A 14,569-nucleotide genomic window follows, 5' to 3' on the forward strand; every position below is an offset into this window, starting at 1 on the left:
GGTTCGGGCATTATGGACCTCTCATAATGACCGGTTCATCTTTGTCTTTCGGGTTTCGGGCATTATGGACCTCTCATAATGACCGGTTCATCTTTGTCTTTCTTGATTCGGGCATTATGGACCTCTCATAATGACCGGTTCATCTTTGCCTTTCGGGGTTCGGGCATTATGGACCTCTCATAATGACCGGTTCATCTTTGCCTTTCGGGGTTCGGGCATTATGCACCTCTCATAATGACCGGTTCATCTTTGTCTTTCGGGGTTCGGGCATTATGAATCATTTTACGTGACCGGTTATACGAATTATTTCTATCCTTGGGCACGTAGGGGCCCTTTACGTGACCAGCAAAATCATTTTTACCAATCCTCGGTCACCTATCCCCTCTTTACGTGACCGTGAAATCCATTTTCGCCAATCCTCGGGCACGTAGTAGACCCCTTCTGCATAACTTCAATTAGTCATTCGGATTAATAATCGCTAACATCTGATGGTCTTCCCACTTTCCGTTAATCTTCACATTCTTAACGGAGATTCCTTCTTTATGAAAACCTGCTTTTTCAAGCACGCGAATCGATCCGATATTATGCGGCATGACCCCCGCTTCGATTCGATGCAGCTTTAAATCATGAAACGCATAGTTGACCAATAGCTTCGCCGCTTCGGTTGTGTAGCCTTTTCCGTTATGTTCTTGATCTAAAAAATACCCGATGAACGCACCTTGAATGGCGCCGCGTAATACTTGAAAGAGATTAATCGTCCCAATTAAAGTGCCATCATGTTTAAAAATGCCAAAGTTATAGCCCTCATCGTTTTTTCGATCAGCTTCCGACTGCTTAATCCGCTTCAACTGGGTATCGAGTGTATAAAACTCTTCGGTACGGTCCATCGCAAATTTTTGAAAAAAATCACGGTTTTTCAACTGCAATTCTAGTAAACTTGCAGCATCTTCCGTCGTAAATGGTCTTATGTAAATATTTTCGCCTTTTATCATCGTAATCTCCCTCTCCTCAACGTAAGTTTCCAAATCAATAATCCGAGTTCTAACAAAGCATTGTTAAGATTAACCCAGTCTTGGAAACAGCTTATTTCTATCTTTTTCTCAGAAAACTTTGCAGCCTCATCCTGAAGTATTTTCTCCTCAGATAACGTTGGCCCCTCATCCTCAAGTCCTGACATCGACTGTTTCGCCTGAGAAATCACTTTCACAAGTGCATCCTCTGAAAACTCTCTGATTGAAATCCAGCCCCGAGCATCAACCTTATACTCATTTTCTCTAATTGTTTCTTCCAACATATACTTTCCGATCACGTAGCCGTTCCCACTTGGATGTAATTGCGTTGCCAGAACCTGTCCCCTTTGTTTACTTTCCGGATAAACATAACTAACTCTTCCATTACTAATTTGCTTTTCTACTAAATTAAATGATCGAAAAATAGCCTTCTTATCCTCAAAAGATAACATCTGTCCAACTCCCCTTCCCATCCAATTCAGTGGTTAGAGTTCATGTAAACCCATAAAATCCTCAATACTTTTCATAACCACCATAATAGCTTCCAATGTATCAGCTAGATCACCTTTAACTTCTAAACCATGATCGGCATTTGGGATCAGGATCGTGCTGATCAGTGGATTATTTTTCAAAGAAGAAATTCGTTCTTCCAAGAAATGATGATCATGGTCTCCGATGACACAAAGGGATGGTATTTCCGTATTCAAAAGTGCCTCGTAAACGTTGTCATCTTTGATCAATGGTGTCAGCCAAATCCCAAAAGCGATTTGATTAATATGTCCCGCTTTCCATTCCATCGCCATTGGGATTGTACCAATCGACTTACTTAGAAGAAAACATTGTTCATAAACGTTTTCTTCTAAAACATCATCCAAAACTGCCTTTACATCCTCATACATCCACCGTTCTTGTTCTAGTTCGCTAAGCTTGGAAAAATGTTCATTTTTCACAAACTGATAATTCACATGGAGAATATCAACTTCATGTTTCATGCACACTCCAGTTGCATAATGAAAAAGCGGGCGCTGAGTGGTATAACCAAGCCCTGGAAGCATGATACAAAGGGTTTTATTAGGATTTCCGCCTCTGAATAACTGATAAGGAATGGTTGAAAATTCATTTCGTACCAATTCCTTTTCAAAAATTTGATACATCGTGTTCACCCCTTATTCATTAGGTCCATAAACTCGTTTTTTTATATTCGGAGTTTCTCTCGTCTTTATCCGTTTTTCTAACGTATCTCTTAATTTTGGTGCCAAGAATTCACAGGCGGCAAGCTCACGCATTTCCTCAAGATTCGGCGTTTTCGTATGTAAAACTTCATTGCATTTTTCGATGGTCCATTGCGGGTATGGACGATCCACCAGCAACAGCGGCATGCCTGCTTCAACATTCCCCTCTTTTAAAACACGAAAATACCAACCGGTTCGACCAGTATTTTGGATTAACAGCGCTAGGTTTTTGGTTTGGAAACGACGCGCTGGCTTCCAACAGGGTTGTCTTGGCTGGGATACTTGGACCACCGCCTCGCCAATTTGAAAGGTGTCACCAATCGAAATCATTCCTTCATTTATATGGTCAATAACAAAGTTTTCACCCATACCGCCTGAAGCAATCTCAGATATCCCATGTTCCTGTTGCCAGTAGCGATAGTGTTCAAGTGGATAAGCAAAAACGGCTTTTTCAAGCCCGCCATGATTCTCCAGATCCGCTTGGCCATCACCTGCTAATTTGGTTTTGCTAAGCCAGACGTGTCCTTCCACTGGCTCTTTAAATATTCCACTCGTCCATTCCCGTTCCATTGGATTTGCCGCCGTCTTTGTACCAACCGTTTTCGGCAAACCAGTAAAAACTTCTTTTAATAAAAAGTCCATCTTATTCCCCTCCCAGACTATTAATTTTATTATATCAAATTTGAGTAATTTTCCTAAAACAATGAACAATCGAAAAAGTTCAAAAAGATTTCACTCTCTTATTTTCGTAGCTGCTAGTATTATTAAATTATAGGAAATATTTTCATACTAAGGGGGTTATGTTCATGAGCAAAGCAATAAAAGAGTATGCTTTAGCAGATTTGATGAATCGAATTGAAGAGATTTTCAATGCAAACCCAAGACCAATTCAAGGCTTTAACGCGGTTGTTCAGTATGATGTTCTCGGGGAAGAAAACGGAACATACCAACATTTTTTTAAAGATGGAACGTTGACGATTAAAGAAGGGGTAACAACCACTCCCCACTGTACAATGCAATTGTCGTATGACAACTTCAAAAAATTTGTTTTAGGAAAACAAAGCGGCACGATGGCATTACTGACCGGTAAAGTTCGAGTATTAGGGAATCTCAGTACAGCGATGAGGATTGAAACGATACTTCGAGCCTACAATATTCGAGAACCATTTTAATAAGTAGAGGACGAAATCACCCGTGATTTCGTCCTCTTTATTTCACAAACAAATAGCCATGTCCTCTCGACATGGCCATGCTTTTTCTACTTATTCTTCCTGCTTTCCCTTGCTGCTTGTTTTCTTGCTTTCTTGCTAAGCCCTGTCTCTGCTCCAAACTCCGTATCTGCTTTACTTCCTCCAGTATGGGGCTGGTTTCGGTTGTCATTACGGTTTGTCATTGCCTCGGCTCCTTTTTATGTATTCATCATGATAATAGCTACCGGTTAAGAAACATCTTAACCGTAGCTATCCTTAGAATGCTCTGTAGTTCACTAACTATTCCGATATAAAGGAGAAAAGGACTGGTGAAAAATAGCAATCCTTAACCTGCCTTACTAAATAAATATTTGATTTTTTTCACCACATATTTCGGATGCGGCTGACTGTTGATGAGTAATACTAATTGAAGTAAAACAACTGGAAGCAACGTTTTTTTATAGGCTAAATACTTTGGTTCCCAGCCGCAGGCAAATTTGCTCTTAAATTCTTTTAGACCTTTGAAATTATAGAGTGAATTACCATGTTGATAGGCCATGCGAATTAATTTTTCACTCATGAAAGAATGTTTGCATTCTCCTACATTGGACAGTGGTGCCATACCTAAACTGCAGCTATGATAACCTCTTTCTTTTGCCCATTTAAAAATGTGGATAAATAACACATCCATCGTTCCATGAGGAGCATTAGCAATTTTCCTCATCAAATCAATTGCAATCGATGCTTTGTAATCTGTCGCTAAGGATGCAAAGGCCATGATCTGTCCGTTCTGATCTGATAAAAGTGCAATCGGAAAGTTGGATACATATTCCTCACTGAAAGAAACGACCGAGAAACCTTTCTCCTTCTGGTTTCCAAGCCATGAATCAGAAATTTCCCGTAGCTCTTTAAGAAGATCCTGAGAATAAGGCGGTTGAATAACTGAGAATGTGAAATTGTTCCGAGTAAATTTATTTAGCCTTGTCCGTAATTTGGCACCTTGTTTACCTTCTAACGTAAAGTTGGACAAATTAACAGTACCCTCTTCCCCTAACTTTAGAAAGCGAAAACCTGTTTCGTGATAGTAATGCATGTTTTGAGGACTTATTTGATAAAATACCGGTTTTAACCCTCTTGTTTCACTATATTCATTAAATTCTTTAATCGCGGCATGAATCCATTTTTCTTCACCAATTGGGTCACCGAGCACAATCAGTTTGTTGCCTATTTTTTTATAAACAATCAAAACTTTTTCTTCTTGAGCCCAGTACACATCTTTATCTTGCAATAGGATTAAATGCGAAATATGATTACCGCCATTGGCAATTAAAAAGGCGAGAATTTTATCCAATTGGATGTCTATGTCCATTGGAGATAAATCCTGATTATTCCTATATTGAAAATAAATAATGCCACAGACAAATAGGAAAATATATAAATAAATGAAATTAGTAGCTAACATAAAACAGCAGATACCCCCTGTTAAGAATTCATCCTCAATAAAGATACCATAAACGCTAGTGAAGAAACATAAAAATTCTTTTCCAATTTGCGAAATGACTAAAATCGAGAATTAGCTTTTTTTTTTCATCCAAACTAATAGATGGAGGTGACACAATGGCAAATAAAAATCCGATTGAGTATAACGGCAATGTTCTAGATCAAAGGAATACCCTTACTGGGCCAGACGATTCAGGTAAGACTTCCTACCCGAATAGACCGAAACATGTGGCTATTCAGCAAGCAAATAGAAAAAAATAATCCTATTAACAAGAGCAACGCTTTGCGGCGTTGCTTCTTTCATTACTTTCACAAAAAATTAGTCAATATCGTGAAGTTTTGTGAATGTAATTGAATGTAATTGAATGTTTTTGAAATTTTATGATTGATTTTTAGGTCTTTTGGCTGTAAAATGAAATCAATCAATAGAAATGAAAGCGTTTTAGGAGGTGATCGTTTGTTAGAGCCCGAACGCCATCAAATAATTTTAGAAGCACTGAAGGTAAAGAATTCAGTTAAACTTCAGGAACTCGTTGAATTAACCGATTCGTCTGAATCGACGATTCGCCGTGATCTCATACAATTAGAACAAGGGAAATTTTTAAAAAGAGTGCATGGCGGTGCTGCAAGGCTCCAGGGGAAACTTCAAGAACCAAGCATGACTGAGAAATCTTCCAAAAACCTTCAAGTAAAACGTCAAATCGCTCAATATGCTGGAGGTTTAGTGGAAGAAGGCGATTGTATCTATTTAGACGCAGGATCAACGGTTTATGAAATCATTCCATTTCTTCCTGAAAATATCGTAGTAGTTACTAATGGTCTTACACATGTAAACGAGTTGCTAGAAAAAAACATTAAAACCTTTTTAATCGGTGGCTATGCAAAGCCGACAACCAAAGCCATGATCGGCCGCGGGGCATTAGACAGTCTGGAGCATTATCGCTTTGATAAATGCTTTTTGGGAGTAAACGGGATTCATCCCCAGTTTGGCTATACAACACCGGATCCCGAAGAAGCGATGATTAAACAACTGGCCATCTCATTAACGCGTGAGGCCTTTATAGTAGCAGACGAATCCAAATTTTCGGAAATTGCTTTTGCCAAGATAGCAGATCTTCATCTGGCAACCATTATTACCAGTGAGTTAGACACTGATATGAAGGAGCAATTCCATAGTAAGACAAAAATTAAGGTGGTTACCTCATGATCTATACATTAACTTTAAATCCATCACTTGATTACATCGTTGAACTTGATCAAGTCTCGCTTGGCGAATTAAACCGAACAAAGAATGAATCTAAATTTCCTGGCGGAAAAGGAATCAACGTCTCCCAAGTACTCAAACGATTAGACGTTGACAGTAAAGCACTTGGTTTCATAGGTGGATTTACCGGTGATTATATAGAAAGTTTCTTACATTCACTTGAAATCCAAACAGATTTTGTCAGAGTGAACGAGGATACTAGAATTAACGTAAAGCTAAAGTCTGAAAATGAAACAGAAATTAATGCAAAAGGTCCTAACATTACAAAAGAGAATTTCGAAACATTAAAGACAAAAATCCGTGCACTGACAAGCGAAGACATTCTTGTATTAGCTGGAAGCATTCCTTCTACAATGCCGGCAAGTACGTATGAAGAGCTTGTAAAAATATGCAATGAAAATGGAACAAAGTTTGTTGTGGATGCTGAAGGAGAATTATTAAAGAAGGTACTCCCATTAAGGCCATTCCTCATCAAACCAAATCACCATGAGCTTGGAGATTTATTTGACACAGAAATCAATACCTGTGAAGAAGTCATCCCGTATGGTCAAGAGCTTATTAAACAAGGAGCTCAAAATGTGATTGTTTCTCTGGCTGGAAATGGAGCTGTCCTCATTAATAAGGACATCGCCATCATTGCCACTGTTCCTAAGGGAGAAGTGAAAAGCTCCGTTGGGGCAGGAGATTCCATGGTAGCAGGTTTTATTGCAACTTATAAAAAAACAAAATCCATTGAAGAAGCATTTCGATTCAGTGTTGCAGCTGGAAGTGCTACTGCTTTCTCGATCGGCTTATGCTCTCGTGAAAAAATGGAAAGTTTATTACCACAAGTAACATTAGAAATTAAGGGGGAATCAAGATGAGAATTACTGAGTTATTAACGAAAGCTACGATCAATCTTTCATTAAAAAGTACTCAAAAAGCAGATGCCATTGAAGAATTAGTATCGGTATTAGATGCTGCAGGAAAATTAACAAATCGCTCGGAATTTAAAAAAGCGATTTTAAAGAGAGAAGAACAAAGTACAACCGGTATTGGCGAAGGGATTGCAATCCCTCACGCCAAAACATCTGCAGTAAAGCAAGCAGCGATTGCCTTTGGTCGATCTAAGGCAGGAGTAAACTATGAATCACTTGATGGTCAACCATCCCATTTATTCTTTATGATTGCCGCTCCCGAAGGGGCAAACAATACTCATTTAGAAGCACTATCTCGTCTATCTACGATTCTTTTAAAAGAAGAAGTTCGTAACCAACTTTTAGCGGCAGCTTCTGCAAACGAAGTATTAAAGATTATCGACAGCTATGACAATGATGAAAAAGAAGAAACTCAGTCCATGTCAGGGAAGAAACAATTTATCGTTGCAGTCACTGCCTGTCCAACAGGAATTGCTCATACGTACATGTCTGCTGACTCTTTAAAAGCAAAAGCAGCAGAAATGGGTGTCGAAATCAAGGTAGAGACTAACGGATCCGGTGGCGCTAAAAACGTGCTGACTGCTTCAGAAATTGAAAACGCTGTCGCTGTCATTGTTGCTGCAGATACAAAGGTTGAAATGAATCGTTTTAATGGCAAGCATGTCATTGAAGCAGCGGTTGCAGATGGAATTCGCAAACCACAGCAGCTCATTGAAAGAGCATTAAAGCAAGATGCGCCAATCTATCGTGGAACTGGATCTAGTAATCAAAGCGAACAATCTGGCAGAGGTGTCGGAGCTACAATTTATAAGCACTTAATGAGCGGTGTTTCCAACATGCTTCCGTTCGTTGTCGGAGGTGGTATTTTAATCGCTATCTGCTTCATGTTCGGCTTTAATGCCTTCAAGCCTGATGATCCTACCTATCACCCTATCGCTGAAGCGTTAATGACAATTGGCGGTGGAAATGCCTTTGCATTAATGGTTCCAGTATTAGCAGGATTTATTGCGATGAGTATTGCTGACCGTCCTGGTTTTGCAGCAGGTATGGTAGGAGGTATGCTAGCTACTAGCGGTGGCGCTGGTTTCTTAGGTGGACTTGTTGCAGGTTTCTTAGCAGGCTATATCGTAGTTGGATTAAAGAAAGTATTTGCGGGAATGCCTTCATCTTTAGAAGGAATTAAAACGATCTTATTATATCCATTATTAGGTATTGCAATAACCGGATTTATCATGCTATTTGTTATTAATAAGCCAGTTGGCGCATTAAATACAGCGATTTCTGAATGGTTATCAGGCCTTGGAACAGGAAATGCCATTCTACTTGGGATTATTTTGGGATTAATGATGGCTTTTGACATGGGTGGGCCAGTCAACAAGGCCGCTTATGTATTCGGAACTGGGCTTTTGGCCAATGGTGTTTTCGAACCAATGGCGGCGATTATGGCAGCTGGAATGGTTCCTCCACTAGGAATTGCCCTTGCTACTACGTTATTCAAGAAAAAATTCAGCAAACAGGATCAAGAAGCAGGTAAAGTAAACTATATTATGGGATTATCCTTTATTACAGAAGGAGCGATTCCATTTGCAGCAGCAGATCCACTTCGCGTCATCCCTTCCATTATGGTTGGTTCTGCCGTTGCCGGTGCCTTATCGATGATGTTCAGTATTGGTCTTCGTGCTCCACACGGCGGAGTATTCGTCATCCCGCTCGTGGACGGCAGCTGGTTGCTTTATCTGTTAGCCGTTGTCATCGGTGCGATTATCTCTGCATTATTAATGGGTGTATTGAAAAAGCCAGTAACAGAATAAGTAGAAAAGCCCAATTTCCTTCCTCGAAGGAATTGGGCTTATTTTATACCACGTTTGAATTTCTCTGATGCTCTTGAATAATCGAATGGATGATATGCGAGGAGTCCCATTCCCTCGAGGAAAGAAAGGTGATGGGATATTTTTTTGGAAAAAGTGTTGTGGTAATTTGACTTGGTGATTGTCCCTCTTCGTGAAGCTTGATGATTTTTCCTTGGAGATCTGACAAGTAATCTAGCTTTCTTTGTAAAGCTGCACGTCCATCCTCTAAATAGCCAGCATGGCAGCAAAACACATCCCCAAAATCATAGGTTAAGACTCTCTTTAACGATGCAATCATCGATGGCATGCTTTCTTCACGTAAAACCACCTTCGTCTTTTCCTGACAATACAAATCTCCTGTAAAAAGCTGGCCAGTTTCTCGATTTAAAAATGCTAAATGATCAATCGCATGACCAGGGGTTTCAATTACGTCCCAAATTGCCTTACGAGATTGAAAGGTTTTGCCAATTGGCTTCGCATGGAACGGGCTCCGCTTACCCCAGAACAACTTTCGATACAGGGGATAATCAGGCTTTTTCTGACAATACTCTAACATAATTTCACTCATATAAATCGGCAGCTGCCGTTCTTTTTGTAAAAAAGCCGCACAGCCTGTATGATCTTCATGAAAATGGGTAATCACTACTTGATCGAGATCCTGTTGTTTAAAAAATGGGATAAATTCTGTTTCGATTGATTTTGCTCCGGTATCAATTAATACCCCATCCACGACAAAGCAACGAACATTTAAACTAACCCCAGGTAATGCTACAGACCCTTCCCCAATTTGAACTCCATTAATTGTCTGCTGGATAAACTTCTTCTTAGCCCTCATCCGCGTTCCCCTCCACTTAACCACCTTTGTTAAATATTAACACAAAATGAATGGTTATTCATTGTTATATTTTTGAGATAGCGAGAAAGTAAGTTGACTACTCAACATAGTTAGCATGGTAGATGATTGGATAAAAGTAATGAAATTAGGTAAAATAATTATTTAATAGAAATAGAATTCAGTATGGAGAAATTGTAATGGAAAATTTGATTATTAATGTAATGGAGCAATTTGGGTATCTCGGGATTTTCTTATTGATTATGGTGGAGAATTTATTTCCTCCGATTCCTTCAGAGGTTATTTTAACGTTTGGCGGGTATATGACGACACATACAAATTTGACAGTTATTGGGGTCATCATTACTTCCACAATTGGATCTGTGCTTGGGGCGATCATTCTTTATGGAATTGGATATCTCATAGATTTAAAGCGAATTGAAAATATCGTTGAGAAATATGGTCGGATCCTCAGACTAACGAAAAATGATGTTCATAAAGCAAACGATTGGTTTGCGAAATTTGGAGTATGGACCGTCTTCTTTTGCCGCTTTATCCCATTAATTAGAAGTTTAATTTCTCTGCCTGCAGGAATGGCCAAAATGAACTTTGGTGTATTTCTATTATTATCGACGTTAGGGACGTTCATTTGGAATGCGGTTCTTGTAAGTATTGGTGCCGCCGTTGGAGACTCTTGGGAAACCATTGTTGGTTATATGGATGTTTACTCCAATGTTGTGTATATAGGTTTAGCAGCGCTTGCTGTTGTGTTCATCGTACTATTTATTAGAAAAAAGAAATAGGTATGATGTAAGCCCAATTTCCCGATATGTTTGGGGAATTGGGCTTTTTTATTACAAAATTTGACCGTTATCGCAGAGATGATTGAATTTTACCTCGATTCATGTATAATTGTTCCGAATCTACCTTAAATCACGAGGATTTCCTTCGATAAAGCAAGTTAAATGAAGAGAAAAGGAGGCAACATAATGACAAATGCCACAATCATACATTTTAAAAATGTAACCAAACAATATGACAACGATCCCGTTGTTCTTGACGACGTCAGCCTAGAAATTGAACGGGGAAAATTTTATACCCTTCTTGGCCCTTCAGGCTGCGGAAAAACGACGATTCTACGTTTGATCGCAGGATTTACAGAAGCAACTTCTGGAGAAATCTATTTTAATGGAAAGAAAATCAATGAGGTCCCTGCCAATAAACGCCAGGTAAATACCGTTTTCCAAGATTATGCCCTTTTCCCTCATTTAAATGTATTTGAAAATGTTGCCTTTGGACTTCGAATCAAAAAGATGAAGAATGCCGACATCAAGGCGATGGTGAAAGAAGCACTCAGCTTCGTTAACCTTGAAGGCTATGAAAACCGCGAAATCAGAGATATGTCTGGCGGTCAAAGACAGCGAGTCGCAATTGCCCGGGCGATTGTCAACGAACCCGAGGTCATTCTCCTCGATGAACCATTGTCAGCACTCGATTTAAAGCTGCGGACCGAAATGCAGTATGAATTACGTGAACTCCAGCGTCGACTTGGGATTACCTTTATTTTCGTCACCCATGATCAAGAAGAAGCACTCGCGATGTCTGATGAAATTTTTGTCCTTAATAAAGGAAAAATTCAGCAGAGCGGCACACCAATCGATATTTATGACGAGCCGATTAACCGCTTTGTCGCGGATTTTATTGGCGAATCGAATATTGTCAACGGAAAAATGCTGAACGACTATCACGTTGAATTTGTGGGCAGACAGTTTGAGTGTGTCGACAAAGGCTTTCACCCGAATGAACCGGTTGAGATTGTCATTCGTCCGGAGGATTTAGAAATCACAACCTTAGAGCGCGGCAAGCTCCAGGTGCGGGTTGATTCACAATTATTCCGCGGTGTGCACTATGAAATCTGCTGCTATGATAAAGACGGGAATGAGTGGCTTGTCCATTCAACGAAAAAGGCAACTGTCGGCGCTGAAATCGGGCTTTATTTTGACCAAGAAGCGATTCATGTCATGCGCATTGGGGAAACAGAAGAAGAATTTGACCGCCGCTTAGAAACGTATACGGATGGAAATAAAGATGGAGAATAAATGGACCCAAAACCTATATCGAATCCCCTATCTCGTTTGGATTCTACTATTTGTTATTGCGCCTATTGCCCTTGTACTCTATTATTCCTTCTTTTCAATTGAAGGAAATTTCTCGTTTGAAAACTATCAAAAGTTTTTCACACCCGTTTATTTAAAAATGACCTTAAGCTCGTTTTGGTATGCTTTTTTAATTACCGCGATTTCCTTACTGGTCTCCTATCCGACTGCCTATTTATTAACGAAAACTCGTCATAAACAGCTTTGGCTCTTATTAATTATTGTTCCTTCATGGATTAATTTATTGTTAAAAGCCTACGCCTTTCTTGGTATCTTTGGTACCTATGGAATTGCGAACAGCTTTTTAGAGGTCATCGGAATTGGCTCCAAACAGATTTTGTTTACTGATTTCAGCTTTATCTTTGTATCGGTTTATATTTTTATCCCGTTTATGATTCTACCAATCTTTAATGCGTTAAATGAACTAAATCCAACATTGATCGATGCAGCTAATGATCTTGGGGCAACGCGCTTGATGACGTTCCGCCGGGTTATTTTTCCCTTGACGCTAGATGGGGTGAAATCTGGTTGCCAAGTCGTGTTCATTCCGGCACTTTCCTTGTTCATGCTGACACGATTAATTGCAGGAAACCGTGTTATCACTCTGGGTACCGCCATAGAACAGCACTTCTTGGTCACACAAGACTGGGGCATGGGAGCAACGATTGCCGTCTTTTTAATCATTATTATGGTGTTGATCATGTTTGTAACCAATACTAGAAAGCGAGGTGTGTAAGATGGATCGAAAAATAACGCCAATATCAAAGTTGTTTTTGCTGCTGATCTTTTTTATCCTTTATGCACCGATATTCTTTCTAGTTTTTTACTCCTTTAATAGTGGGGACACGATGTATGACTTTGAAGGATTTTCCCTTGATTGGTATCGAGAGCTATTCCAAGATACTCGGCTATTAATTATCGTCCTGAATACGCTGGTGGTTGCGTTATTATCTGCACTCATCTCAACAGTGATCGGCGTCCTTGGAGCTTTGGCGATTCATAATGCTAAAAAAAGACAAACGAAAAACACGCTGCTTTCATTAAACAATGTCTTGATCGTTAGTCCTGATGTCATCATCGGTGCTTCGTTCTTAATTTTGTTCACGATGGCTGGAATTAAGCTGGGCTTCTATTCCGTGTTATTATCCCATATCGCCTTTAGTATTCCGATTGTTGTTCTAATGGTACTGCCAAAACTATCGGAAATGAGTCCAACATTAATTGATGCGGCCCGTGACCTTGGCGCAAGCTCCTTAGATGTGCTGACCAAGGTTATTCTCCCGTATATCACTCCGGGAATTTTTGCTGGTTTCTTTATGGCGTTAACGTACTCATTCGATGATTTCGCTGTTACGTTTTTCGTAACGGGCAATGGATTTTCAACCCTTTCCGTTGAAATCTATTCCTTAGCCCGTCGGGGAATTGCCCTCAATATTAATGCCTTGTCTGCCTTGCTTTTCCTATTCACAATGATGCTTGTTGTCATTTACTACTTCATTACCCAGCGCAACAAGCCTAATGGAATGGGGGTTCGCAAATGAACAAACTAGTTCGGCTTTTCATCATGATTGCCGTTGCCTCAGCGGTTCTATTATTCGCAATTTCGCGGCTGAACGCCTCTCAAGGCTATTCTGGCGGCAATACGTTAACCGTGTATAACTGGGGCGATTATATTGATACCGATTTAATCGATCGTTTTGAAAAAGAAACAGGAATTAAAGTCATCTATGAAACATTTGATTCCAATGAAGCGATGATGACCAAAATCCAACAAGGCGGCACCAATTATGATATCGCCGTCCCGTCTGAATATATGATTGATAAAATGCGTAAAGAGAAATTGCTTATTCCTTTGGATCATTCCAAGCTTCCTAACTTGCAATATATCGATGAACGATTTATGGATCTTTCCTTTGATCCGAAGAATCTTTATTCTGTTCCTTATTTTTGGGGAACGGTCGGGGTTGTCTACAATCCTGAAATGCTAGACGGGAAAAAAATCACCAGCTGGAATGATTTATGGGACCCTTCATTGAAAAATGAAATTTTATTAATTGATGGTGCCCGTGAAGTTATTGGCATGGGCCTGAATAGCTTAGGTTATTCTCTAAATGACACCAACAAAGAGCATTTACAAGCGGCAAAGGAGCATCTCGATACCCTGACACCGAATGTGAAAGCAATTGTCGGCGATGAAATTAAAATGTTGCTCGCCAACCAAGAGGCCTCAGTCGGACTTGTATGGTCAGGAGATGCTTCGGAAATCATGTCGGAGAATGAGAGTTTAGATTATGTCGTCCCAAAGGAAGGCTCGAATCTTTGGTTCGATAATATGGTCATCCCGAAAACAGCGAAGAATATTGATGCGGCCCATCAGTTTATCAACTTTATGCTCGATCCTGAGGTGGCTGCGCAAAACACAGAATACGTTGGCTACTCGACACCTAATAAGGAAGCCCTCAGCTATCTGCCAGAGGAAATCGTTGAGGATGAGCGATTCTATCCATCACCGGAACTAACTGAAAAACTGGAAGTCTACGATAATCTCGGCAAAAAGAATCTTGCCTATTATAACGAGTTATTCCTACAATTCAAAATGCACCGCAAATGATGCGGTG

General features: G+C 39.9%; 17 protein-coding genes. 10 read left to right on the forward strand and 7 right to left on the reverse strand.

Features of this window, described 5'->3' with window-relative positions; all coding sequences use genetic code 11:
• Positions 1-455: 455 nt before the first annotated feature.
• Genes ACWM35_RS20665 through ACWM35_RS20680 form a run of 4 tightly spaced genes read right to left on the reverse strand, consistent with a single transcriptional unit; the run spans position 456 to position 2,884 of the window.
• On the reverse strand, positions 456-992 hold the full coding sequence (locus ACWM35_RS20665; RefSeq protein WP_454820780.1) for a GNAT family N-acetyltransferase: 537 nt from the start codon (positions 990-992) through the stop codon (positions 456-458).
• On the reverse strand, positions 989-1,462 hold the full coding sequence (locus ACWM35_RS20670; RefSeq protein WP_454820781.1) for a hypothetical protein: 474 nt from the start codon (positions 1,460-1,462) through the stop codon (positions 989-991). The genes ACWM35_RS20665 and ACWM35_RS20670 overlap by 4 nt, the downstream gene beginning before the upstream one ends.
• 33 nt (positions 1,463-1,495) lie before the next feature.
• The gene (locus ACWM35_RS20675) at positions 1,496-2,164 is read right to left on the reverse strand and encodes an alpha/beta family hydrolase (RefSeq protein ID WP_454820782.1); all 669 of its coding nucleotides are present in this window, start codon (positions 2,162-2,164) and stop codon (positions 1,496-1,498) included.
• Between the two features lie 12 nt (positions 2,165-2,176).
• On the reverse strand, positions 2,177-2,884 hold the full coding sequence (locus ACWM35_RS20680) for an MOSC domain-containing protein (protein WP_454820783.1): 708 nt from the start codon (positions 2,882-2,884) through the stop codon (positions 2,177-2,179).
• A gap of 164 nt (positions 2,885-3,048) precedes the next feature.
• Here ACWM35_RS20680 and ACWM35_RS20685 point away from each other — a divergent pair, with 164 nt between their 5' ends.
• Positions 3,049-3,414 (forward strand): SCP2 sterol-binding domain-containing protein, encoded by a 366-nt coding sequence (locus tag ACWM35_RS20685; RefSeq protein WP_454820784.1) that lies wholly within the window; start codon positions 3,049-3,051, stop codon positions 3,412-3,414.
• Between the two features lie 86 nt (positions 3,415-3,500).
• Here the strand turns inward: ACWM35_RS20685 and ACWM35_RS20690 are convergent, their stop codons facing one another.
• A complete protein-coding gene (locus ACWM35_RS20690; RefSeq protein ID WP_454820785.1) occupies positions 3,501-3,635 on the reverse strand; it encodes a hypothetical protein in 135 nt (44 codons plus the stop codon).
• A 143-nt stretch (positions 3,636-3,778) separates the two neighbouring features.
• Positions 3,779-4,801 (reverse strand): phosphatidylglycerol lysyltransferase domain-containing protein, encoded by a 1,023-nt coding sequence (locus tag ACWM35_RS20695; protein ID WP_454820786.1) that lies wholly within the window; start codon positions 4,799-4,801, stop codon positions 3,779-3,781.
• 248 nt (positions 4,802-5,049) lie between these two features.
• Between ACWM35_RS20695 and ACWM35_RS20700 the strand changes: the two genes are divergently transcribed.
• The 4 genes from ACWM35_RS20700 (at position 5,050) to ACWM35_RS20715 (ending at position 8,924) form a co-directional block, all read left to right on the forward strand.
• Positions 5,050-5,193, forward strand: a complete 144-nt coding sequence (locus ACWM35_RS20700; protein ID WP_454820787.1) for a hypothetical protein — start codon at positions 5,050-5,052, stop codon at positions 5,191-5,193.
• Between the two features lie 196 nt (positions 5,194-5,389).
• On the forward strand, positions 5,390-6,139 hold the full coding sequence (locus tag ACWM35_RS20705) for a DeoR/GlpR family DNA-binding transcription regulator (protein WP_454820788.1): 750 nt from the start codon (positions 5,390-5,392) through the stop codon (positions 6,137-6,139).
• Entirely contained in the window at positions 6,136-7,059 is a 924-nt protein-coding gene (gene pfkB / locus ACWM35_RS20710) for a 1-phosphofructokinase (RefSeq protein ID WP_454820789.1), read from the forward strand. The genes ACWM35_RS20705 and pfkB overlap by 4 nt, the downstream gene beginning before the upstream one ends.
• The gene (locus ACWM35_RS20715; protein WP_454820790.1) at positions 7,056-8,924 is read left to right on the forward strand and encodes a PTS fructose transporter subunit IIABC; all 1,869 of its coding nucleotides are present in this window, start codon (positions 7,056-7,058) and stop codon (positions 8,922-8,924) included. The genes pfkB and ACWM35_RS20715 overlap by 4 nt, the downstream gene beginning before the upstream one ends.
• Positions 8,925-8,967: 43 nt before the next feature.
• Here ACWM35_RS20715 and ACWM35_RS20720 read toward each other — a convergent pair whose 3' ends face one another.
• The gene (locus ACWM35_RS20720; RefSeq protein ID WP_454820791.1) at positions 8,968-9,798 is read right to left on the reverse strand and encodes an MBL fold metallo-hydrolase; all 831 of its coding nucleotides are present in this window, start codon (positions 9,796-9,798) and stop codon (positions 8,968-8,970) included.
• 197 nt (positions 9,799-9,995) lie between these two features.
• On the opposite strand from ACWM35_RS20720, the gene ACWM35_RS20725 reads away from it, so the two are divergent.
• The 5 genes from ACWM35_RS20725 (at position 9,996) to ACWM35_RS20745 (ending at position 14,562) form a co-directional block, all read left to right on the forward strand.
• Positions 9,996-10,598: a DedA family protein gene (locus tag ACWM35_RS20725; protein WP_454820792.1), complete on the forward strand. Its 603-nt coding sequence runs from the start codon at positions 9,996-9,998 to the stop codon at positions 10,596-10,598.
• Positions 10,599-10,784: 186 nt separating this feature from the next.
• Positions 10,785-11,894, forward strand: coding sequence for an ABC transporter ATP-binding protein (locus tag ACWM35_RS20730; RefSeq protein ID WP_454820793.1), 1,110 nt, complete (start codon positions 10,785-10,787; stop codon positions 11,892-11,894).
• Positions 11,884-12,687 (forward strand): ABC transporter permease, encoded by an 804-nt coding sequence (locus ACWM35_RS20735; RefSeq protein WP_454820794.1) that lies wholly within the window; start codon positions 11,884-11,886, stop codon positions 12,685-12,687. The genes ACWM35_RS20730 and ACWM35_RS20735 overlap by 11 nt, the downstream gene beginning before the upstream one ends.
• Before the next feature lies 1 nt (position 12,688).
• Positions 12,689-13,492, forward strand: coding sequence for an ABC transporter permease (locus ACWM35_RS20740; RefSeq protein WP_454820795.1), 804 nt, complete (start codon positions 12,689-12,691; stop codon positions 13,490-13,492).
• Positions 13,489-14,562, forward strand: a complete 1,074-nt coding sequence (locus ACWM35_RS20745; RefSeq protein WP_454820796.1) for an ABC transporter substrate-binding protein — start codon at positions 13,489-13,491, stop codon at positions 14,560-14,562. Before ACWM35_RS20740 ends, ACWM35_RS20745 begins: the two co-directional genes overlap by 4 nt.
• Positions 14,563-14,569 lie beyond the last annotated feature (7 nt).

The organism is Neobacillus sp. K501 (assembly GCF_053749995.1).

Coding starts and splice junctions, on each gene's coding strand:
- ACWM35_RS20665 (WP_454820780.1), bottom strand. CDS start 992: ATGATAAAAGGCGAAAATATTTACATAAGACCATTTACGACGGAAGAT.
- ACWM35_RS20670 (WP_454820781.1), bottom strand. CDS start 1,462: ATGTTATCTTTTGAGGATAAGAAGGCTATTTTTCGATCATTTAATTTA.
- ACWM35_RS20675 (WP_454820782.1), bottom strand. CDS start 2,164: ATGTATCAAATTTTTGAAAAGGAATTGGTACGAAATGAATTTTCAACC.
- ACWM35_RS20680 (WP_454820783.1), bottom strand. CDS start 2,884: ATGGACTTTTTATTAAAAGAAGTTTTTACTGGTTTGCCGAAAACGGTT.
- ACWM35_RS20685 (WP_454820784.1), top strand. CDS start 3,049: ATGAGCAAAGCAATAAAAGAGTATGCTTTAGCAGATTTGATGAATCGA.
- ACWM35_RS20690 (WP_454820785.1), bottom strand. CDS start 3,635: ATGACAAACCGTAATGACAACCGAAACCAGCCCCATACTGGAGGAAGT.
- ACWM35_RS20695 (WP_454820786.1), bottom strand. CDS start 4,801: ATGGACATAGACATCCAATTGGATAAAATTCTCGCCTTTTTAATTGCC.
- ACWM35_RS20700 (WP_454820787.1), top strand. CDS start 5,050: ATGGCAAATAAAAATCCGATTGAGTATAACGGCAATGTTCTAGATCAA.
- pfkB (WP_454820789.1), top strand. CDS start 6,136: ATGATCTATACATTAACTTTAAATCCATCACTTGATTACATCGTTGAA.
- ACWM35_RS20715 (WP_454820790.1), top strand. CDS start 7,056: ATGAGAATTACTGAGTTATTAACGAAAGCTACGATCAATCTTTCATTA.
- ACWM35_RS20720 (WP_454820791.1), bottom strand. CDS start 9,798: ATGAGGGCTAAGAAGAAGTTTATCCAGCAGACAATTAATGGAGTTCAA.
- ACWM35_RS20725 (WP_454820792.1), top strand. CDS start 9,996: ATGGAAAATTTGATTATTAATGTAATGGAGCAATTTGGGTATCTCGGG.
- ACWM35_RS20730 (WP_454820793.1), top strand. CDS start 10,785: ATGACAAATGCCACAATCATACATTTTAAAAATGTAACCAAACAATAT.
- ACWM35_RS20735 (WP_454820794.1), top strand. CDS start 11,884: ATGGAGAATAAATGGACCCAAAACCTATATCGAATCCCCTATCTCGTT.
- ACWM35_RS20740 (WP_454820795.1), top strand. CDS start 12,689: ATGGATCGAAAAATAACGCCAATATCAAAGTTGTTTTTGCTGCTGATC.
- ACWM35_RS20745 (WP_454820796.1), top strand. CDS start 13,489: ATGAACAAACTAGTTCGGCTTTTCATCATGATTGCCGTTGCCTCAGCG.